14 protein-coding genes are annotated in these 19502 nt (G+C 41.5%); 5 read left to right on the forward strand and 9 right to left on the reverse strand.

Annotated features, from left to right (window positions below; translation table 11 throughout):
* Nucleotides 1–4 precede the first annotated feature (4 nt).
* Nucleotides 5–2458, reverse strand: coding sequence for a TonB-dependent receptor (locus QUE03_RS10675; RefSeq protein ID WP_286261225.1), 2454 nt, complete (start codon nucleotides 2456–2458; stop codon nucleotides 5–7).
* A gap of 317 nt (nucleotides 2459–2775) precedes the next feature.
* The gene (locus QUE03_RS10680; RefSeq protein ID WP_286261228.1) at nucleotides 2776–4272 is read right to left on the reverse strand and encodes an aldehyde dehydrogenase; all 1497 of its coding nucleotides are present in this window, start codon (nucleotides 4270–4272) and stop codon (nucleotides 2776–2778) included.
* 171 nt (nucleotides 4273–4443) lie between these two features.
* On the opposite strand from QUE03_RS10680, the gene QUE03_RS10685 reads away from it, so the two are divergent.
* The 3 genes from QUE03_RS10685 to QUE03_RS10695 are packed head-to-tail and all read left to right on the forward strand — an operon-like array spanning nucleotide 4444 to nucleotide 7876.
* Nucleotides 4444–5736 (forward strand): NAD(P)/FAD-dependent oxidoreductase, encoded by a 1293-nt coding sequence (locus tag QUE03_RS10685; protein ID WP_286261230.1) that lies wholly within the window; start codon nucleotides 4444–4446, stop codon nucleotides 5734–5736.
* Between the two features lie 35 nt (nucleotides 5737–5771).
* On the forward strand, nucleotides 5772–6653 hold the full coding sequence (locus QUE03_RS10690; protein ID WP_286261232.1) for a hypothetical protein: 882 nt from the start codon (nucleotides 5772–5774) through the stop codon (nucleotides 6651–6653).
* On the forward strand, nucleotides 6650–7876 hold the full coding sequence (locus tag QUE03_RS10695; protein WP_286261233.1) for a serine hydrolase domain-containing protein: 1227 nt from the start codon (nucleotides 6650–6652) through the stop codon (nucleotides 7874–7876). The genes QUE03_RS10690 and QUE03_RS10695 overlap by 4 nt, the downstream gene beginning before the upstream one ends.
* Before the next feature lie 71 nt (nucleotides 7877–7947).
* Here the strand turns inward: QUE03_RS10695 and QUE03_RS10700 are convergent, their stop codons facing one another.
* From QUE03_RS10700 to aptA, 5 genes are all read right to left on the reverse strand, one after another.
* Nucleotides 7948–9363: an NAD(P)/FAD-dependent oxidoreductase gene (locus QUE03_RS10700; RefSeq protein WP_286261235.1), complete on the reverse strand. Its 1416-nt coding sequence runs from the start codon at nucleotides 9361–9363 to the stop codon at nucleotides 7948–7950.
* Between the two features lie 52 nt (nucleotides 9364–9415).
* The gene (locus QUE03_RS10705; RefSeq protein ID WP_286261239.1) at nucleotides 9416–10960 is read right to left on the reverse strand and encodes an aldehyde dehydrogenase family protein; all 1545 of its coding nucleotides are present in this window, start codon (nucleotides 10958–10960) and stop codon (nucleotides 9416–9418) included.
* On the reverse strand, nucleotides 10957–11652 hold the full coding sequence (locus QUE03_RS10710; RefSeq protein WP_286261240.1) for a cupin domain-containing protein: 696 nt from the start codon (nucleotides 11650–11652) through the stop codon (nucleotides 10957–10959). The genes QUE03_RS10705 and QUE03_RS10710 overlap by 4 nt, the downstream gene beginning before the upstream one ends.
* 83 nt (nucleotides 11653–11735) lie before the next feature.
* Nucleotides 11736–13226 carry a CoA-acylating methylmalonate-semialdehyde dehydrogenase gene (locus tag QUE03_RS10715; protein WP_286261242.1) on the reverse strand — a complete coding sequence of 497 codons (1491 nt, stop codon included), beginning with the start codon at nucleotides 13224–13226 and terminating at the stop codon, nucleotides 11736–11738.
* Between the two features lie 60 nt (nucleotides 13227–13286).
* On the reverse strand, nucleotides 13287–14633 hold the full coding sequence (gene aptA, locus QUE03_RS10720; protein ID WP_286261244.1) for an omega-aminotransferase AptA: 1347 nt from the start codon (nucleotides 14631–14633) through the stop codon (nucleotides 13287–13289).
* Between the two features lie 129 nt (nucleotides 14634–14762).
* Here aptA and QUE03_RS10725 point away from each other — a divergent pair, with 129 nt between their 5' ends.
* Nucleotides 14763–15683 (forward strand): LysR family transcriptional regulator, encoded by a 921-nt coding sequence (locus QUE03_RS10725; RefSeq protein WP_286261246.1) that lies wholly within the window; start codon nucleotides 14763–14765, stop codon nucleotides 15681–15683.
* Between the two features lie 228 nt (nucleotides 15684–15911).
* Complete coding sequence (sbcB, locus tag QUE03_RS10730) at nucleotides 15912–17354, forward strand: exodeoxyribonuclease I (protein ID WP_286261247.1); 1443 nt, start codon at nucleotides 15912–15914, stop codon at nucleotides 17352–17354.
* A gap of 64 nt (nucleotides 17355–17418) precedes the next feature.
* On the opposite strand, the gene QUE03_RS10735 is transcribed toward sbcB, so the two are convergent.
* Nucleotides 17419–18297 (reverse strand): substrate-binding periplasmic protein, encoded by an 879-nt coding sequence (locus QUE03_RS10735; RefSeq protein WP_286261248.1) that lies wholly within the window; start codon nucleotides 18295–18297, stop codon nucleotides 17419–17421.
* A 332-nt stretch (nucleotides 18298–18629) separates the two neighbouring features.
* Nucleotides 18630–19493, reverse strand: a complete 864-nt coding sequence (locus QUE03_RS10740) for an NAD(P)-dependent oxidoreductase (RefSeq protein WP_286261252.1) — start codon at nucleotides 19491–19493, stop codon at nucleotides 18630–18632.
* Nucleotides 19494–19502: the final 9 nt, after the last annotated feature.

Raw genomic sequence — 19502 nt, forward strand, 5'->3', positions numbered from 1 at the left:
TTACTTAAAAAGTATACTTCACATTAACGCCGCCGTTAATACCACGACCTAATCCAAAGTAGCTCAATCCAGTATCTTCAACACCAGCATCGTAATATTCTTCATCTGTAATGTTGTCAATGTAGGCAGAGAATTTCCAATTCATTGACTCAACACTCATTTGTGCACCAAGTAATCCGTATGCGTCTTGATCAAAAACCTTGTTACCGTTCATGAACTCATCGCCAGAGGTGTCACTTTGCCAGTTATATGATACCTGTGCCATCACATCAATATCACCGTCTAGGCCCCAATAGTAACTGCCAAGGAAGCTAATAGTCACGTCGGGGGCATCAAGCTTTTTACCTACCAGAGATTCACCTCCTAGCCCCTCTCCTTCTTTAACTTCTGAGTCTTGAATTGCTGTGGCAACAAATAAACGTAAGCTATCTGTTGGCAAATAAGTCACGTCAAATTCAACCCCTTTACCTTCCGCTTGACCGATATTTTTGATCACCGCACCGCCGTTTTGTGCGAACTGCCCTTGGAAGTCTTGGTAATCGTAGAAATAAGCACCGACGTTAACTTTAAGTGAACTATTAAGGAAGTCACCTTTCATACCTATTTCGTAGCTATCAACAATTTCAGGTTCAAATCTAGCGAGTTCAGAACCTTCAGGAATAACACCGCCGTATAATTCTGATGACCAATACTCTACGTCTGTCTCATCAATGACACCATCTGGCTCTTCATCAAACCACTCTTCACCATCGTCCCAGCCGGTCCAGTCTTTATAGTCAATGTTGAAGGCAAACGTATTAAAACCACCCGCTTTATAGCCTCGAGAATAGTTAGCATAAATATTCACGTCATCATTTAACTTATGATTCAGTGCAACACGCGGTGTGAATTCTGACCAATCATTTTCAGCTTCAATCCATTCACCGTCGGTATGCCCACCGACTAACCAATAATGACCTAACCAACCATCAGGCTCAGGTAAGTTTAACGCAAACTCCTTTTTGTCATAAGAATAGCGTCCACCAACAGTAAGTTCTGTTTTTTCAGTGATTGACCAAGTAATGTCACCGTATATACCGTAGCCCGAGTTTGTGCCGCGTGCGTACACTTCTTCTCGTACGCCATTAACACCTTCACCTGGCCCTGGAATTTCTTCATCATCAACAAGCGCCGCGATTTCTTCAGCATCAGCTATCGGATCTAAGCCATACCAACCGTCAACCATGAATTCATGACAGTCTGCATAGTAGTTTTCCGGCTGGCTGGTATGTGATGTTAAGCTTTGATCCCATTCTTCCAAATTAGGTAATTGAGCACAAAATGCATCGTCATCATAGCCATTATAAAAATTAGCCTTAACTTTTTCTTCATAAGCACTGACACCGATAAACCAAAACACATCAGAATCAGTGTTTGATGTGATTCTGAACTCTTGACTGATGTATTCATTGTCATCATTCTGAGAGTAATTACCTAAGGGCATCGCCGTGCCATCATAATCTTCCAAATACTGCCATTCGTTATTCTTTATCGCCGTTTGAGAATAAAACGTCACGCCACCAAAATCATGAGTAAAGTCAACCGTCGTGGCAAATACTTCAGCTATGTCGTGACCTTCTGATCCTAAATCACTTGAAACCGCGTTGAAGTCTCCTTCGGTCCAGATAGAACGCCAAACACCGCCGTCCATATCCCTATCTTCATAGTTCATGCTGATTTTTAATTCGCTGTTTTGCCAACCAGCATAAGTAAAATTAACGCGAATGGCGTCAACTTCTTTATCACGAAGTGTACCGCCAAGATTATTATCAATATAGCTGTCTTGTGACTGATGATACCCTGCAAAACGTATGAATGCGTCATCGCCCAATGCGGTGTTATATACGGCAGTCACTTCTTTCATGTTGTCACTACCAATACCAAAGTCGATGCTACCTTCTGTCGCATCTACTGCTTCATTGGTATACATACTAATAGCACCAGATGCAGCGTTTCGGCCAAATAGAGTACCTTGAGGGCCCTTGGCCACTTCAACACGAGACATATCAAAAAAGCTTGAAAGAGCGCCGCCACTGCGGCCTTGGTAAACACCATCTAAGTAAAGACCAATAGAAGCGTCACCACCTATGCCGTAATCAGCGGTTGTAATACCACGAATACCAATCGAGTCGATGTAACTATCATTATCGCTACCACCGTTTAAACCTGGAGTATATTTGGCAAGGTCTACTGCATTTGCAATATTGAAATCATCGAGAAATTCTTCTCCAAAAGCACTTACCGATACAGGAACGTCTTGTAAGGTTTGTACCCTTTTTTGAGTGACTACAATTACCTCATAGTCATTCTTCGCCTTTTGATCGGCATTTTCTGCTGAAGCTTGTTCGGCAGCAACCGATACTGTACTGCCTAAAACCGACGAAACGGCTAGTGCAAGTAATGATTTACGATACGCCATGGATACCTTCCCCTAAATGTTATTTTTATATTCTTTTTATTCGTGTAACGCTGTTGGTTATTTTTAACTCTATTTCATGATAATACACACGCCGTAAAATAAATCAAACAGTAATGTTCGATTTGTGTAAATTTTATTACTCACAAGTAAATGTCTTATGAATCAAACATAAAAAATGCCACCGTAAACCTCTGTATATAAAAGATTTAACGCGGTGACATTTTTATATCATGTAAATAAAATTAAACAACTCTCTATTCAATATGTTGTAAGTTAAACATTGGTGTTGTTTTTTATATACAACAATTTAACCGTATTTAATCTAGTTTCATCCATGTTGCTTTGATTTCAGTGTACTTACTAAACGCATGCAGTGACTTGTCCCGGCCATTTCCCGATTGTTTAAAACCACCAAATGGTGCCGTCATATCACCACCATCCCATTGATTCACCCAAACAGAGCCAGCTCGTACCGCTTTTGCCATTTTATGTGCTTTGGCAAAGTTTGATGTCCAAATGCCGGCTGCTAACCCATAAGGCGTATCATTGGCAATTTGAATCGCCTCAGTTTCATCTTTAAATGAAATAACAGACAGCACTGAGCCAAAAATTTCATCTTGTGCAATCACCATGTCGTTCGCAACGTCACTAAAAACAGTTGGCTCTATATAAAATCCATTAGCAACGGGACTCGCCGCACTACCACCTGTTTGAAGTTTGCCTCCCTGATCACTTCCTTTCGCTATATAGCCAAGAATTCGTTGATGTTGTGTTTCATCCACTATTGCCCCTACATTAGTTTTGGGATCAAGTGGATTGCCTGGCACCCACTGTTTAACCGCTGCAATTAGATGTTCAATAAACTCATCTTTAATACTTTCTTCAACTAATAAACGGGTGCCAGCTGTACAGACTTCGCCTTGGTTAAAACAAAAGGCGCCGGCGGCAGCCTGCGCCGCGGCCAATAGGTCCGGTGCATCGGCAAAAACTATATTGGGGCTTTTTCCGCCGGCTTCACTCCACACTCGTTTCAGATTGGACTCGCCTGCATAAATCATGAGCTGTTTGGCTATCGCGGTTGAACCGGTAAATGCCAAGGTATCGACGTCGTGATGTAAAGCGAGTGCTTTCCCCACTTCATGACCAAAGCCCGGTAACACATTAAACACGCCGTCAGGAATACCTGCTTCTTTTGCTAAGCCCGCGATACGTATCGCTGTTAAAGGTGATTTTTCTGATGGTTTTAATATGACACTGTTACCTGCCGCTAAAGCCGGACCAATTTTCCAACTAGCCATTTGTAGTGGGAAGTTCCATGGCACAATGGCCGCGACGACGCCACACGGCTCGTGTGTTACCATCCCAAGTTCATTTTCCGGTGTTGGTGCCACTTCATCATATATTTTATCAATAGCCTCAGCGCTCCAGCGCAGGCACCGTAAAGTTCCAGGTAGGTCAACCGCCATAGAGTCCGATATAGGCTTACCCATGTCCAGCGTTTCCAATAACGCTAATTCTTCTTGGTGCTGAGCGATTAAGTCTGCAAATTTTAGTAAAGTTGCTTTTCTTTTAACAGGTGCTGCTTTTGACCAAACACCAGACTCAAAGGATTTTCGTGCAACCGCCACCGCTTGATCAACATCAGCTAAGTCACATCGGCTTATCTCTGTTAGCTGCCTATTATCAATGGGGCTATTGCACGAAAATACCTTTTCACTTGCACTATCTACATAACAGCCACCAATAAATGCCCTACCCTCTAAGCTAAGTTTTTCAGCTTTTTGCTGCCAATAATGAAGTGTGTAATCAGTCATAGGATTTTCCTAACAGTCGGTAAAATTATTTGCTTTGTACGTTAACTAAAACAACTGCGCGATTCAATATTTTTTACACTATTTATTAAATATGGTCATATATGACTTTAAAACTGGATTTATTTGCCATAAACTGATGCTCAACGTTCAATATATAAAACACTTTTATTTATGTCCAACTATCCTGATTCTTATTATGCAGCCACAGCAAACCGTACCCAAGATTATCCCAAGTTAACTGGTGACCTGTCCGCCGATGTTTGCGTTGTTGGTGGCGGTTACAGTGGTTTATCTACAGCCATAGCACTGCAAGAGAAAGGTTATAATGTTGTATTGCTAGAAGCCGCAAAAATTGGGTTTGGCGCATCAGGGCGTAATGGTGGTCAATTAGTTAATAGCTTTAGCCGTGATATCGACCATATAGAAGCACATTACGGCACCGACACGGCCAATGCATTAGGGAAAATGGCTTTTGAAGGCGCTGACTGTATACGAGATCTCATTGAGCGTTATCAAATTAATTGCGACTACAAACCAGGTGGCTTTTTTGCTGCTTTTACCGATAAACAAATGGATGAACTATCGAGCAAACAGCAATTATGGCAACGATTTGGCAATGACAAGCTAACACTGGTTGATTCTAGCTCGATTAAAAATGTGGTTAACACCGATGCTTATGTTGGTGGATTAGTGGACGAGCATTGTGGGCATATTCACCCACTGAAGTTAGCGTTGGGAGAGGCCAAAGCACTATGTTCGATAGGCGGTAAGGTTTTTGAACAATCGAAAGTCACCAATATAGTTGAATTATCAACCTGTCCTAACAATTCATCAAAAGTTGAAACTGAGCACGGCTCAGTCACCGCAAAGGTTATTGTCTTAGCAGGTAACGCCTATATGGGTAATTTAGAGCCAAAATTATCTAAAAAATCAATGCCCTGTGGCACACAAATAGTTACGACAGAAGTGCTACCTGAGGCACTTGCTGCATCCCTTATTCCATCGCAGTATTGTGTTGAAGATGTTAACTATAAGCTTGATTATTACAGAATTACTGCTGATAACCGTTTGTTGTTTGGCGGCGGTGTAACCTATGGTGGTGGCGACCCTGCAAGCATAGAGCGTTTTCTTAAACCGCACATGGATAAAATTTTTCCTGTAATGAAGGATTACCGCATTGATTACGCTTGGGGCGGTGATTTTTTATTGACGCTCAACCGTTTACCGCAATTAGGCAGAATGGGTTCAAACACCTATTACACACAAGGTTACAGCGGCCACGGTGTTAACACCAGTCATTTGGCTGGCAAATTATTAGCCGAGGCAATACATGGTGACAGTAGTCGTTTCGATGTCTTTGCACAACTCCCTCACTACAACTTTCCTGGCGGGCGACTCTTTAGAGTTCCTGCAGTTATTATGGGCGCTTGGTACTACGGATTACGAGATAAACTAGGTCTGTAAATTCTAAATATCAGTCATTTAACGGATTAGAGACAATGTCAAAAACAATAAAAATTAAGAATTTCTCTATTAGTAAAAGTACAGCTTTTCAGGTATTTAAATACACAATTTACTTACTTATTGCTTACGATATTTATCACTTTTTCATTGAAGATTACGCCGCCAGTAATCAAACCTATGCTGGTGGCGTTTCGCCTATTCAAATAATAGAAGCTTTTACCGCAACCATTGATACTATTGCATGGTTAATATTGTTGCTACTTTTTGAATTAGAAACATACATCTTAGAAGATGAACAAATAAAGGGAAAAGTAAAACTAGGCATCAATACCTTGCGCGCACTTTGCTATACCTTTATTGTTTATTCTCTTTACGGCTTTATTGCCAAATTTAACTTACTGCACACGACGGCACCTTTTCTAATCCAAGATACTTGCTCTCTGATAGGCTCAAACTTTACTTACATCAAAGAAATAGATAAGTATTGGCCTATCACCAAAGAAATCTGCCAAGGATTTGCAAACATCCCTTTACTACAAATTGTTGGCACCCAAATCATCACGGATCACCCTCAACTGATAGAAGCGCAGCGTTTGTCTACTGTAGAAGTAACCAATTCCATTACTTGGCTTCTCGTCGTATTCATCCTTGAGGTTGAAGTATTTTTGCAGCTACGAGGCAAGTTAACCGAGCGTAAAATCAAGTTGAGTAAATGGATAAAATCAGTACTTTATGCGGTTTTGTTTTTAGTAGCCGGTTACTGGGGCGTTAAAGGTGGTTTGCTTGACTTTAGAGATGCCTTTCTTTGGTTGGTCGCATTTTGGTTTATAGAAATGAATATCTTTAAATGGAGTGAAGAAACAACTCAAGCCAAAGCAAGCAGCAAAGTTACACCTGTGAAGGAGGCCAACAAATGAAAACCGTTACCGCCACCCCCTGTTTCCATATTAACCAGCAATTTAATATCGGACAGCATAATTGGGATAAACCAGAAAATTTGGCGCTCGGTCAATTATCTATGGATAAGCTATTTAGAACTGTGGCGTTGGAGCCCAATAGCAAAATGACTCCGCTTGTTTATGACCAAAGTAATTTTAATATTGATGAGATGGTATTTGATGATCCACTGATGCCCAATCGTTTGTTGTTTGGGGAACAACTACTCAATCGCCGAGTTTTTAATGATGCATTACTTGTCATGCATAAAGGAAACGTGGTTCACGAATCATACAGAAACGGCATGATAGCCACCGATAGGCACGTTATTCACTCTTGCACAAAATCCTTATGTGCCATGCTAATCGCAATCGCAATTGACGCAGGCTTATTAGATCCAGATGAAAGGTTAGTTCGTTATTTACCGGAATTTGAACAACACCAAGCATGGCAAGTAGTTACCTTGCAACACGTACTTGATATGCAAGCGGGTATAAAATATAGCGAAGACTACCGTGATCCTAATGCTGATTACTGGAGCTATGCCCGCGCCACAGGTTACTATCCACCAAAAGCTGGTGAAACAGCAATTGGCGCAAAAGCGTGGGCAGTTAATAATTTACATACTCAAAATCATCAACCCGGTACCTGTTTTGTATACAATTCTTGTTTAGCGAATATTTTAGGTATGGTGTTAGAGCGTGTATATCAAAAAGATTTAGCGCAGGTGTTTGAAACACATCTCTATCAACAAGTTGGCGCTGAAGCATGTGCATATTTCAATACAGATCCGCTTGGTTTTCCGATTGCCGAAGGACAACTAAATTTACGATTAAGAGACTTTGCTAGAATAGCGGCATTGATGATCAATCATGGGAAAAATAGTGAAGGAAAGCAAATTGTTCCTGCTCGCTTTATTGATAACTTAGTATTGTCTGAAACGGCCTATCAACAAGCCTATCAGGCTTCTGTACCTGACAAGGTTTTTAAAGATGGGCTTTATAAGAATCAATTTTGGGTGTTCAATCCAACCAAAAAGCAATTTACAATGCTAGGCATTCATGGTCAGTTTGCGTGGTTTGATCTACAGCGAGAACTCATGATCGTCGGCATGGGCTCATACCCTACACAGGATGGTGACCTAATGATGAATGCTTTAAACACGCTATGGCAAGGCATTGCACAACATCTTGACCCGTTTTAATTAGTGACATTCCTACTTAAACGTTCGTATTACTCGAACACTACTGGAGTAATACGAACAACTATAGGTGATTAACAAGTAAAACCTAAGTTCATAGCGTCCAGTAATTTAAGCCATAAACCACGTTTACCATCATTTTGATCCGCTTTGACCAAAGCATTTTGCGTGTACCTTACACCCCACCAACGAAATGGCTCAGGTGCCCAAGGCATTGGCTTTTTAGTGATAAATTGCATGTTTAGAATCTCAGTAGGTTGATAACCTAACAGCTCCAAACCGACTCTCGCGCCAAACCGTGTTGCTCCAACACCTAGCCCAGTATACCCGACAGCCCATGCTAATCGGCCATTGTAAGTGACCCCAGGTACCATACAAAAGCGTGTAGATGTTGCAATTATGCCACTCCATCGATGGGTAAATTTAACGTCTTTTAATTGTGGGAACGTTTCAAAGAACTCTTTTGACAATTGTTCAAACCGTTCAGGAATGTCGGCACAACGTTCAAAGTCAGTGTTTTTATTAAAGTAATAACGTACAGCGCCACCGCCCCCCCATGTGATGCGGTTATCTTGGGTGAACCTAAAGTAGTGAAACATATTGGCGTGATTGCCCAAAGCATGACGAGATTTATGCCAACCTATGGCATCAAGCTGTTGCTGATTAAGTGGCTGAGTAGCAATTTGGTAATCCCACACAGGAATAGTGGCTCTGTTCACGCTTGATATTGGGTTTTTGTATGCATTCGTCGCCATCAATACTTTGCTACTGGTAATGCTAAAACCAAGGCTTTTAGATAACATTTTATCCTGTGCTAGCGGTTGACATGCTTCAAGTGGGGAGTATTCGTAAATACGCACACCTAACTCAAGTAAAACACGTTTTAGGCCCCAACATATACGTGCAGGGTCAACCACACCATCTAGACCATTTCGGCGCTGTATACCGGCTAAGAATGCAGGAGAATTCACCTCCTTTTGCATTGCTGCTTGATCAAACCATACCACATCCTCGCCGTTGTTTTTTTCCTGTTGATAATCTGCTTTCATAGCAGCAACAGCGCCAGGGTTTGTTGCAACTTCTGTTTCACCGACCTCTTCATATCGGGCATCAATGTTGTAACGTTTTAATGAATCGAGCAACTCCGCCATATTTTGTTCGCCAAGTTGCTGTAGCTTTTCTTCTTCGCCTGGGAAATGATGTTCGGTATTGCTTTCTCCGTGAGCCAAAGTGGAGTGAAGAAATCCACCATTACGACCTGAAGAGCCATCAGCAATAAAGGTTTTTTCGATTAACACAATATCAAGTGTTGAATCTCGCTCTTTGGCCTGTAGGGCTCCCCATAAGCCCGTAAAGCCTCCGCCAACAATTAATAAGTCACAATGCTCGTCTTGAGCAATCGGCGGTACTATTTCAGGCCTAACGTCTGGCTGGTCATGCCATAACGGGCAAAATTTGGAATCTTTTAGTGCTTCAAGGTGCTGTTGCATAGTCATCTCTAATCGGTCAATTCAGTGTTACTATCGTTATAAAAAGGCGTAGTTACTTAATGTACCAGCCCCAAGCTTCTTCACTGTCATAACGGGTAATTTGTTTGGTTTCTAAGTAGTTATTTAGTCCCCACTGGCCCAACTCTCGACCAATCCCTGATTGCTTGTAACCGCCCCATGGTGCTTCAACAAAGGTTGGTTGAGAGCAGTTCACCCACACAATACCAGCACGAAACGCTTTGGCAACGCGATCACAGCGCGTAAGATCTTTTGACATAACTGCTGCGGCAAGACCAAAGCGAGAATTATTGGCCATCTCAATGGCCTGCTCTTCCGTTGAAAATGGCTTAACGCAAACAACCGGACCAAAAATCTCTTCTTGCCAAATAAAGCTGTCTTCTGTCATATCCGTCAAAATCGTGGGTTGTAGAAAGTAACCTTTATCAAAATTCTTAGGACGCTCTCCCCCCGTAACAAGCGTGGCACCGTCTGAAACTGCCTTGTCAATCGCAGCTTTGACTTTGACGAACTGAGTCGCGTTGACTAATGGGCCCAACAAAACACCATTAATATCGCCTGCACCAATAGTGATCTTTTTCGCTTCTTCGACTAATCGGCTTAGCAACGCAGGGTAAATTGACTCAGCAACAAGCACCCGAGAGGTTGCCGAACACACCTGCCCTTGGTTCCAGAAAATACCAAACATGATCCATTCAACAGCTTTATCAATATCAGTGTCTTCAAAGACCACTAAAGGCGACTTACCGCCAAGCTCTAAACTGACATTTTTTACATCATTGGCTGCCATGGACATTATTTTTGAACCTGTAGGCACTGACCCAGTAAAGGCCAGCTTATCTACATCAGGGTGTTCAGCTAACGCTTGTCCTGCAGAAGCGCCTAATCCAGTAACAATATTTATAACACCTTCCGGCAAGCCAGCTTCTTCAATGACTTCAGCAAGCAATAATGCGCTTAGCGGCGTAACTTCAGAAGGTTTTAACACCATAGTGCAGCCGGCAGCTAATGCTGGCGCCACTTTCCATGCGGCCATTAACAGAGGAAAGTTCCATGGAATAATAGCGCCCGCCACGCCAATAGGTTCTTTCACGGCTTTTGAACTGAAACCAGGCTCAGATAAAGCAATCGACTGTTCAGGCTGTTCATCTAACTCACACGCCAAATTTGCATAAAACTCAAACGTACCAGCAGTATCTTCAATATCCCATTTTGCTTCTGGGTGCGGCTTGCCGTTATCCAACACTTCGATTTCTGTGATTTCGTCAAGGCGTCGATTAATGATTTTAGCTATTTTCTTTAAATAGGCACTACGTTCAGTACCTGACATTTTTGGCCAAGGGCCGCAGTCAAACGCTTGTCTCGCGGCCATAACAGCTTTATTAATATCATCTTTATTGCCTGCAGGGACATGAGAAATAACTTGTTCGGTCGCAGGGTTTATCACCGCAAAGGTGTCATTGTTTGCTGACGCTAACCACTGTCCATTAATAAAGTGCTTGTTTTTCATTTTGCCACCTTCATTCAAATGCTGAATAATTTTTAATTGTTTTACGTAACTTGAATCTGACAATTTCATACGGATCTCACTTTGACATACTCTTGTTTAATCGGCTCTTCGGCGCGCCATTGATAACTCGTACCTTGAGGAATAAAAACCGCCTCGGTGGCGTTAATCCAATGCTCATTACCATCGTCACTAACAATGAGCATACGACCTTTACGTAGATAGATAAATGTATGATATTCACTAATTTGTTGAACAAAATCTGTCAACGGATATAAAGCCGCACCAACGATAAAATTGCCCAACGCATTACGGTAATACACCCTGTTTTCCGTTGCCTGTAGATCGTTAATTTTTATTATCGATTGATGGTTTTTATTCTCTGTTTGCATCTGCGAATCTTCGTAAATGACATAGAATTTTTTCAAGTAACCATTCTGATGCCACTGACAATTGTAACCCTGTGGAATGACGAACGACTCGCTGGCCACTACAGTTTCAGTATTTTGGCTTTGAGCATTTTTAATATCGGCGGCTCCTTCAAGAACCACCATGTATTCTTCACACGGATATGGGCCTGCTGCTTCCACCATGTCGGTCGTATCCCATAAACCGACATACAACCCAAGAGCTTCATCTTCAAAAAAGCTGTGACTGTGTTGCGTAGGCAATGCTGAAGCAAACATATCTTGCGTCAGCTCATCAGTTTGAATGCCAAACCCATCCGGCGTTGTCGTTAATTTTATTATTTTGCTTTCTAACATATTCTACTCAATGGTTATTCAACAGCTTCTAGCTACGCATTCGACGTCTCTTTACGTATGCACGTAAAGAGACGGATTAACTATTAGCTTGGGAACGCGAATGAAACGCCTTCACGTACACCACTTGATGGCCAACGCTGTGTGATAGTTTTGCGCTTAGTGTAAAAACGAACACCGTCAGGACCATAGGCATGCAAATCACCAAATAATGAACGTTTCCAGCCACCAAAACTATGGTAAGCAACCGGGACAGGTAACGGTACATTTATGCCAACCATACCAACTTCAATATGATCAGAAAAATAGCGTGCAGCTTCACCGTCTCGTGTGAATATACAAGTACCATTGCCGTATTCATGGTCATTAATCAAACTCATGGCTTCTTCCATGGTTTTAACGCGAACAACTTGCAAGACTGGTCCGAAAATCTCAGCTTGATAACTGGTCATATCAACGGTGACATGATCAATCAAAGTTGCTCCAACAAAAAAGCCGTCTTCATAACCCGCTACTTTAGGATTACGCCCATCAACAACCAATGTTGCTCCTTGCTGCTCAGCACTAGTGATAAAGCCATTGACTTTTTCCTGATGCGCTTTAGTAATTACGGGTCCAAAATCATTGTTTGCGTTTGAATGTTCGCCAACACTAAGACCTTGCATACCTTGTGTCATTTTCTCTACGAGGGCATCGCCTGCTTCATCTCCCACCGCTACAGCAACAGATAGCGCCATACACCTTTCACCGGATGATCCAAATGCTGCACCTAATAGTTGATTGACCGCATTATCCATATCTGCATCTGGCATAACAATAGCGTGATTTTTAGCACCGCCCAATGCCTGACAACGTTTGCCATTTGCACTTGCCGTAGCATAAATGTATTCCGCGATTGGTGTAGAGCCTACAAAACTTACAGCCTTTACGCGTTGGTCAGTAAGTAAAACATCTACAGCTTCTTTATCGCCATTAACAACATTCATGACGCCGTCAGGCAATCCTGCTTCTTTTAATAATTGTGCAATAAATAACGTTGAACTTGGATCACGCTCTGAAGGTTTTAGTACAAAAGTATTGCCGCATACAATCGCTAATGGAAACATCCACATTGGCACCATAGCGGGGAAATTAAACGGCGTGATACCTGCAACAACACCTAATGGTTGGAATTCACTCCAAGAATCTATATTAGGCCCAACATTTCTGCTATGTTCGCCTTTAAGTAACTCTGGAGCGCCACAAGCAAACTCAACATTTTCAATACCGCGCTGTAACTCACCAGCAGCATCATGTGAAATTTTACCGTGTTCTTGTCCGATCAATTGGCAAATTTTGTCGGCATTCTGTTCGAGCAGCTCTTTAAAGCGAAACATTACACGTGCACGCTTAATTGCTGGGGTATTGCGCCATGCTGGATAGGCCGCATGAGCCGATGCAATCGCTTGTTCTACTGTTGCTTTTGAAGCCAAAGCAACTTGCTTTTCCGCTTGCCCCGTCGCTGGGTTATAAACGTCTTGAGTACGGTGATTATCGTTACACAATTCACCGTTAATTAAATGGCCTACTGTAGTCATGTTTTTTCCTTAAACCAGGGCATTTTCCCCGGCACGTTAAATTAGGTAGTTAGTATTAAATTAATTGGTTTCGTTAATTGTTTCGCCTAGCGCATTAATCAAGCAGTCGATTTCGCTACGTTCACTAGTAAAAGGTAAACCTAACTGAATGGTGTCGCCGCCATAACGGACATAGAAACCTTTGTGCCACATTGTCATCGCGATATCGTATGGCCGCTTAGCGGGCTCACCAGGTAAGTGGGCAATAGAAATGCCGCCAGCTAAGCCGTAATTCCTAATATCAACGACATGATCACAGACTTGTAAACTATGCAGCTGCTCTTGGAAGTAAGGCGCAATGGTTTTTACGCGCTCAGCTAAATTCTCTTTTGCCAAAATATCCAAAGACGCCAAACCCGCCGCACAGGCAATTGGATGAGCTGAATAGGTATAGCCATGTGGAAGTTCCAGCATGTATTCTGGCCCAGCAGTTTCCATGAAAGTATCGTAAATTTCTTGCTTGGAAATAACTGCGCCCATTGGGATTACGCCGTTGGTTAACTGTTTAGCTACCGTCATGATATCGGGCGTGACACCAAACTCTTCTGCCCCAGTGTTTGCGCCCATTCGGCCAAAAGCCGTGATCACTTCATCAAAAATCAATAAGATATTATGCTTAGTGCATATGTCACGTAGTCGTTTTAAATACCCTTTTGGCGGAGGAATAACACCTGCTGAGCCAGCAAGTGGTTCAACAATCACTGCTGCGACGTTTGACGCATCATATAAGGCGATCATTTCTTCTAACTCATTGGCTAACTCAAGGCCTGTTTCAGGTAAGCCCTGACAAAACTTGTTTTCAGGCAGCATAGTGTGACTTAAATGACCGGCTTCAATACCTTGACCATATAACGCCCGATTGGCACCGATTCCGCCAACACTAATACCACCCCAGTTAACGCCATGATAGCCTTTAGCACGGCCAATAAAGCGTGTTTTACTCGCTTGCCCTTTTTTCTTCCAATAGCCTCGAGCGATTTTAAGTGCCGTTTCAACCGACTCTGAACCTGAGCCAGTAAAAAACACTCGATTTAAATCATCCGGCATAAGCTCCGTGATGCGATGAGCAAGCTCAAACGATTTTGTATGACCAAATTGAAAAGCCGGCGAATAGTCGAGTTGCTTTGCCTGCTGGCTAATAGCTTCAGTGATTTCTGGGCGACTGTGTCCTGCACCGCACGTCCACAATCCCGATAATCCGTCGAATATTTTTCGACCGTTAGTATCGGTATAGTAGTTGCCTTCAGCGGAGACAATAATTCTAGGATCTTTTTTAAAATCTCGATTACCAGTAAACGGCATCCAATGAGCATCAAGTTGTTGCTGTGTTAAGCCATGATTGGCTTGATTGGTTTTATTAGTATTCATTTAACACCTGTTCGGGCTAAGTTTGATTGACTCCATTATCAACAAACTGTTAGGTTATTAAATCAATACTTTTAAAACTTAAGTTAAGTAAATACTTAACTATGTAGTTGAATATAAAATTTACGCATTGTGAAACAAAACAAAAACTTATTACCACGACAATTAGGTGATTCACATATTCGCTTGTTGCGGGTGTTTAAAGTCGTTATAGAATCGGGTGGATTTGCCGCAGCGGAAGTCGAATTAAATATTAGTCGGCCCGCCATTAGTCTTGCCATATCTGAGCTAGAGTCATTATTGCAAATGAGACTATGTCATCGTGGACGTTCCGGATTTTCAATTACCGAACAAGGCCAACATGTTTATCAATCAGCGCTGCAATTACTTAACGGTCTTGAAACGTTTCGATCTCAAATAAATGCCATAAACACCGATCTTGTCGGCGATTTTAATATTGGTATTACGGATAATTTAGTAACCATTCCTCAAATGCGTATTACGCGCGCACTAAGCGCACTTAAACATAGGGCGCCAGACGTTATTATTAACATAAGAATGATGCCGCCTAATGATATCGAAACAGCAATTCTCGATGATCAATTACATTTTGGTGTGGTGCCTAACTTACGCTCGCTGCCAGGACTCGAGTATCAAGCACTATATAAAGAAAAATCCCAGCTGTACTGCAGTGAAATGCATCCTCTTTTTAATCAGGATTTAGATCAAATAAGTGATCAAGCATTGAGTCAATACGATGCGGTTGTGCCGAACTATCCACAGCCCGCAGATATTAAACAACAGCAAAAAATACTTAAAGCTACAGCGACGTCAACCGACCGTGAAGGTATCGCATTTCTGATTTTAACAGGTCGCTTCCTTGGCTTCTTACCGACACATTTTGCCGATCGTTGGCTCGCCCAAGATGCAATTAGATCTATTGAGCCTCATCGGCGTTATTTCGATACGCAGTTTATGGCTATTACAAGTAAAGGAGCACGAAGCAACTTGATTTTAGAAGCATACCTAGAAGAACTAAATAAAATCAAATAATGCTCAATGAGTCTATACTATTAACATTAATCGTTGTCACAAATTTGGCGATCGTTACTGAACAACTCATATATATTTTTTATCTCAATATCATGAAATCAAGCAAAAAAATACAACAACTGAACAAGATACGTTTTCAATCACCATAGATGTGATTGAAAACGTGTTAAATCCGAATAATTACTGATAAAGTTAGGCTCAGATGCAGCAGTACACTGGAAAGCAAACTTGGAACAGAATAAACCCACCATCCTTTGGCACGATTATGAAACATGGGGGATCAGCCCTAAGTACGATAAGCCTTCACAGTTTGCAGGTATTCGAACAGATTATGATTTGAACATCATTGGTGAACCCGAAATGTTTTATTGTCAGCCACCTGCCGACTACTTACCAAATCCAGAGGCTGCACTAGTTACGGGTATCACGCCACAAAAAGCATTGCAAGACGGGCTATCTGAAGCAGAATTTGCGGCAAAGATTCATCACATTTTTTCAGAGCCAAATACCTGTGTGGCTGGTTACAACAGTATTCGTTTTGATGATGAAGTCACAAGGTACCTCCTTTACAGAAACTTCTACGATCCCTATGCAAGAGAATGGCAACACGGCAACAGCCGTTGGGACATTATCGATATGGTTCGTGCCTGTTATGCACTCCGTCCAGACGGTATTAATTGGCCAACCGTTGAACGCAACGGAGAAGAAGTGGTGAGCTTTAGGTTAGAACTGTTAACCGCAGCTAATGGAATAAGCCATGAATTAGCACATGATGCAATGAGCGATGTGTATGCAACCATTGCAATGGCAAAATTGATCAAAGAAAAACAGCCTAAGCTTTATCAATTCATATTCAATATGCGCAACAAAAAGCAAGTTGCTGAACATATTGATGTATACAACATGACCCCTGTTGTGCACACCTCCAGTCGTGTGTCTTCCGAGCACGGTTGCACCAGTTGGTTCGCGCCAATTACGTATCACCCTACAAATAAAAATGCAGTAATCGCGATAGATTTAGCGAAAGACCCAACACCATTATTTGAATTAGATGCAGAGCAAATACATACGCGCATGTATACACGCTACGACGATCTTGGGCCTGATGAGCTGCCAATACCTATCAAACTAATCCATTTGAATAAATGTCCTATTATCGCGCCTGCTAAAACCTTATTACCGGAAAACGCTGAGCGATTATCTATACCAAGGGAGACTTGTTTAGCTAATCTGGCCAAACTGAAACAACATCGAGATATTATTGATAAACTTAACGAAGTCTACAGCGCGAAGACATTCGATGATGAAAATGTAGATCCTGAACATGCACTATACGGAGGAGAATTTTTTTCTCATGCAGATAAAGCACAAATGGATATTTTGCACGGTTTAAATCCGGAGCAATTAGCAACACACGAATTACCATTTCAGGATCCGCGTTTAGCACCAATGCTATTTAAATATCGAGCTCGAAATTACCCTTATACATTAGATGTACAAGAACAAAGCAAATGGCAAAGCTATTGTCAGAATAAATTGCAGTATGGCGGTAAAGGTCTATTAAGTTTGGAAGAGTTCATGCTAAAAATAGAAAACCTTGTTCATGAACATGAGCAAGATGCACAAAAGTTATCAATTTTGAAAGCACTTTATCAATACGTTCAACGCTAATGCCTAAATAAGAAAGTTATACTAAGAGTAAATAAAAGCGCTTTTAATAAGCGTTTTTACTGTATTAAAGCTTGTACCAATATTTATTACTGTCCACATCGATAAGCGGCGGAAGAGATGAGTTAGTCAATAGAATAACGCGCCGTTCAGCCAATGCGAGCGCTGCTATTTTATCGCCGAAATGACGTTTAAAAAGCTCATCATAAGATCCATCTTCAAACGCAAGCTCTAGTCCTTGTTCAATCATATCCGCGAGCGCTACATTGCATTTATTAACAAAAAAATAGTATGCCGATGGATATTTTAATAATAATGTTGATTCAACCGTTAAGCCTTTGTTTCTTTCATCGTCTAGTTCTCTCGCTACTTCGAGTACGGATCGTGGAAAGTAATCAGCTAAGCCATCTATAACTGCTTTTGAGTGCTTTAAAAAGCTCAAATTACCTTCAACTCGAAATTTGTTTTCTTTCAAAATATCATAATCAGTCCAATCGAAGCGCTGTACTGCAACCAAAGCTCGTAAGTCCTCAATAGACGTTATTTTGTCAAAGCGTTCTTGCGTGCCTCCTTTTATTAATAACACACGCCAGCCGATCAGCCCTCTGTATATTGGTATTCTTATTGGTTTGAGTAATTTTTCTCGCTCAATTGATGTCGTAGACCAATTCAAATCTATTTCAGAATTGACACTTAGTTCTCTCAAAGCCCTACCTTGAGTGTACTTTCGAGGGTGATAGTTAAGCGTCAACGAACGGTTTTTTTTCTTAAATACTAGGTGGAGTAGCTCTTCTACAAAAGGGTTTCTTACAGAGTTACCATCAAGCGGTCCTGGAACCGTAATAACAACTTCGCTATTTGGAGCTGGAAATGCTTCGCTTTGCTTAGAGACAAAAAACAAAGCAATAAAAATAAGAAACGAGAATTTTCTTTTAGCTTCAATCATACTTAACGCCTAACTTGATTGATTATAAAGTATAGGTGAACTCACCATATTTAGGAATTATGTGACAATAAAACATGACCACATCTCTATTAAGAAAAAGAAAACATATCTACCACGAATAATAGTATCCTTGTAAGATATGTAATCAATTAAGTCTACTCGTTCAGACTACATAAAATATCAACTCATCATTATCAAACAAATCAACAATTCAAATTGCAAGCATGCTGAGTAAAGGAAAACAGACCTAATCAAGTGTAATAATATGCACTCTATAATGTCTTATGGCTTATGGCTGAAAAATTTTGATAATCAGCCACTAGCACTAAATCCTAACCTTTAAACCGAGAGATTAAGCTCGAGGTATCCCAACGATTACCACCTGCTTGTTGTACTTCAGAGTAGAACCCGTCAACCATTTTGGTCATCGGTAATTGCACGTCGTGGTTTTCAGCCTCGGCAAATGCAATACCTAAATCTTTTCTCATCCAATCAACCGCAAAACCAAAATCATACTCGCCTGCAAACATTGTTTTGTATCTATTTTCCATCTGCCAAGAACCCGCAGCACCTTTCGCAATAGTTTCAACGAGTAAATCAGGATCCAAGCCTACTTTTTCTGCAAATGAAAAGCCCTCAGCTAGCCCTTGAACAACACCAGCAATACAAATTTGGTTTACCATCTTGGCTAATTGTCCACTACCCGCTTTCCCCATTAATTGAGTAAATTGAGCAAATGCTGCCATCACAGGTTGTGCCTTGTCGTAGCATTCTTTTTCACCACCTACCATTACAGTAAGTACACCATTTTCTGCTCCTGCTTGGCCGCCTGAAACTGGTGCATCTAAAAAGCCTTTATTTTGTTTGTGTGCAACCTCTGCTAATTCTCTCGCAAGTTCAGCAGACGCTGTTGTATGATCAACCAGTAATCCTCCTTCTGGCAACCCGGCTAATATTCCGTCGCCGCCAAGTACAACGCTTTTAACATCATCATCATTACCAACACAGCAAAACACTATAGTACTATCTTTAGAGGCTTGTGCTGGCGTAACAGCGTACTGACCGCCAAATTCTTTTACCCACTTTTCAGCCTTTTCAACACTTCGGTTATACACAGTGACTTCATGTCCAGCTTTAACTAAATGTCCTGCCATCGGGTAGCCCATGACACCTAAACCAACAAACGCAACTTTCATTCAACAGCT

It is taken from the genome of Thalassotalea atypica (genome assembly GCF_030295975.1).
In the GTDB taxonomy this organism is placed as follows: Bacteria; Pseudomonadota; Gammaproteobacteria; order Enterobacterales; family Alteromonadaceae; genus Thalassotalea_F; species Thalassotalea_F atypica.

Bases quoted from the DNA above. Each gene is read 5' to 3' on its own strand.
- QUE03_RS10675 (WP_286261225.1), bottom strand. From the start codon at position 2,458: ATGGCGTATCGTAAATCATTACTTGCACTAGCCGTTTCGTCGGTTTTA.
- QUE03_RS10680 (WP_286261228.1), bottom strand. From the start codon at position 4,272: ATGACTGATTACACACTTCATTATTGGCAGCAAAAAGCTGAAAAACTT.
- QUE03_RS10685 (WP_286261230.1), top strand. From the start codon at position 4,444: ATGTCCAACTATCCTGATTCTTATTATGCAGCCACAGCAAACCGTACC.
- QUE03_RS10690 (WP_286261232.1), top strand. From the start codon at position 5,772: ATGTCAAAAACAATAAAAATTAAGAATTTCTCTATTAGTAAAAGTACA.
- QUE03_RS10695 (WP_286261233.1), top strand. From the start codon at position 6,650: ATGAAAACCGTTACCGCCACCCCCTGTTTCCATATTAACCAGCAATTT.
- QUE03_RS10700 (WP_286261235.1), bottom strand. From the start codon at position 9,363: ATGCAACAGCACCTTGAAGCACTAAAAGATTCCAAATTTTGCCCGTTA.
- QUE03_RS10705 (WP_286261239.1), bottom strand. From the start codon at position 10,960: ATGAAATTGTCAGATTCAAGTTACGTAAAACAATTAAAAATTATTCAG.
- QUE03_RS10710 (WP_286261240.1), bottom strand. From the start codon at position 11,652: ATGTTAGAAAGCAAAATAATAAAATTAACGACAACGCCGGATGGGTTT.
- QUE03_RS10715 (WP_286261242.1), bottom strand. From the start codon at position 13,226: ATGACTACAGTAGGCCATTTAATTAACGGTGAATTGTGTAACGATAAT.
- aptA (WP_286261244.1), bottom strand. From the start codon at position 14,633: ATGAATACTAATAAAACCAATCAAGCCAATCATGGCTTAACACAGCAA.
- QUE03_RS10735 (WP_286261248.1), bottom strand. From the start codon at position 18,297: ATGATTGAAGCTAAAAGAAAATTCTCGTTTCTTATTTTTATTGCTTTG.
- QUE03_RS10740 (WP_286261252.1), bottom strand. From the start codon at position 19,493: ATGAAAGTTGCGTTTGTTGGTTTAGGTGTCATGGGCTACCCGATGGCA.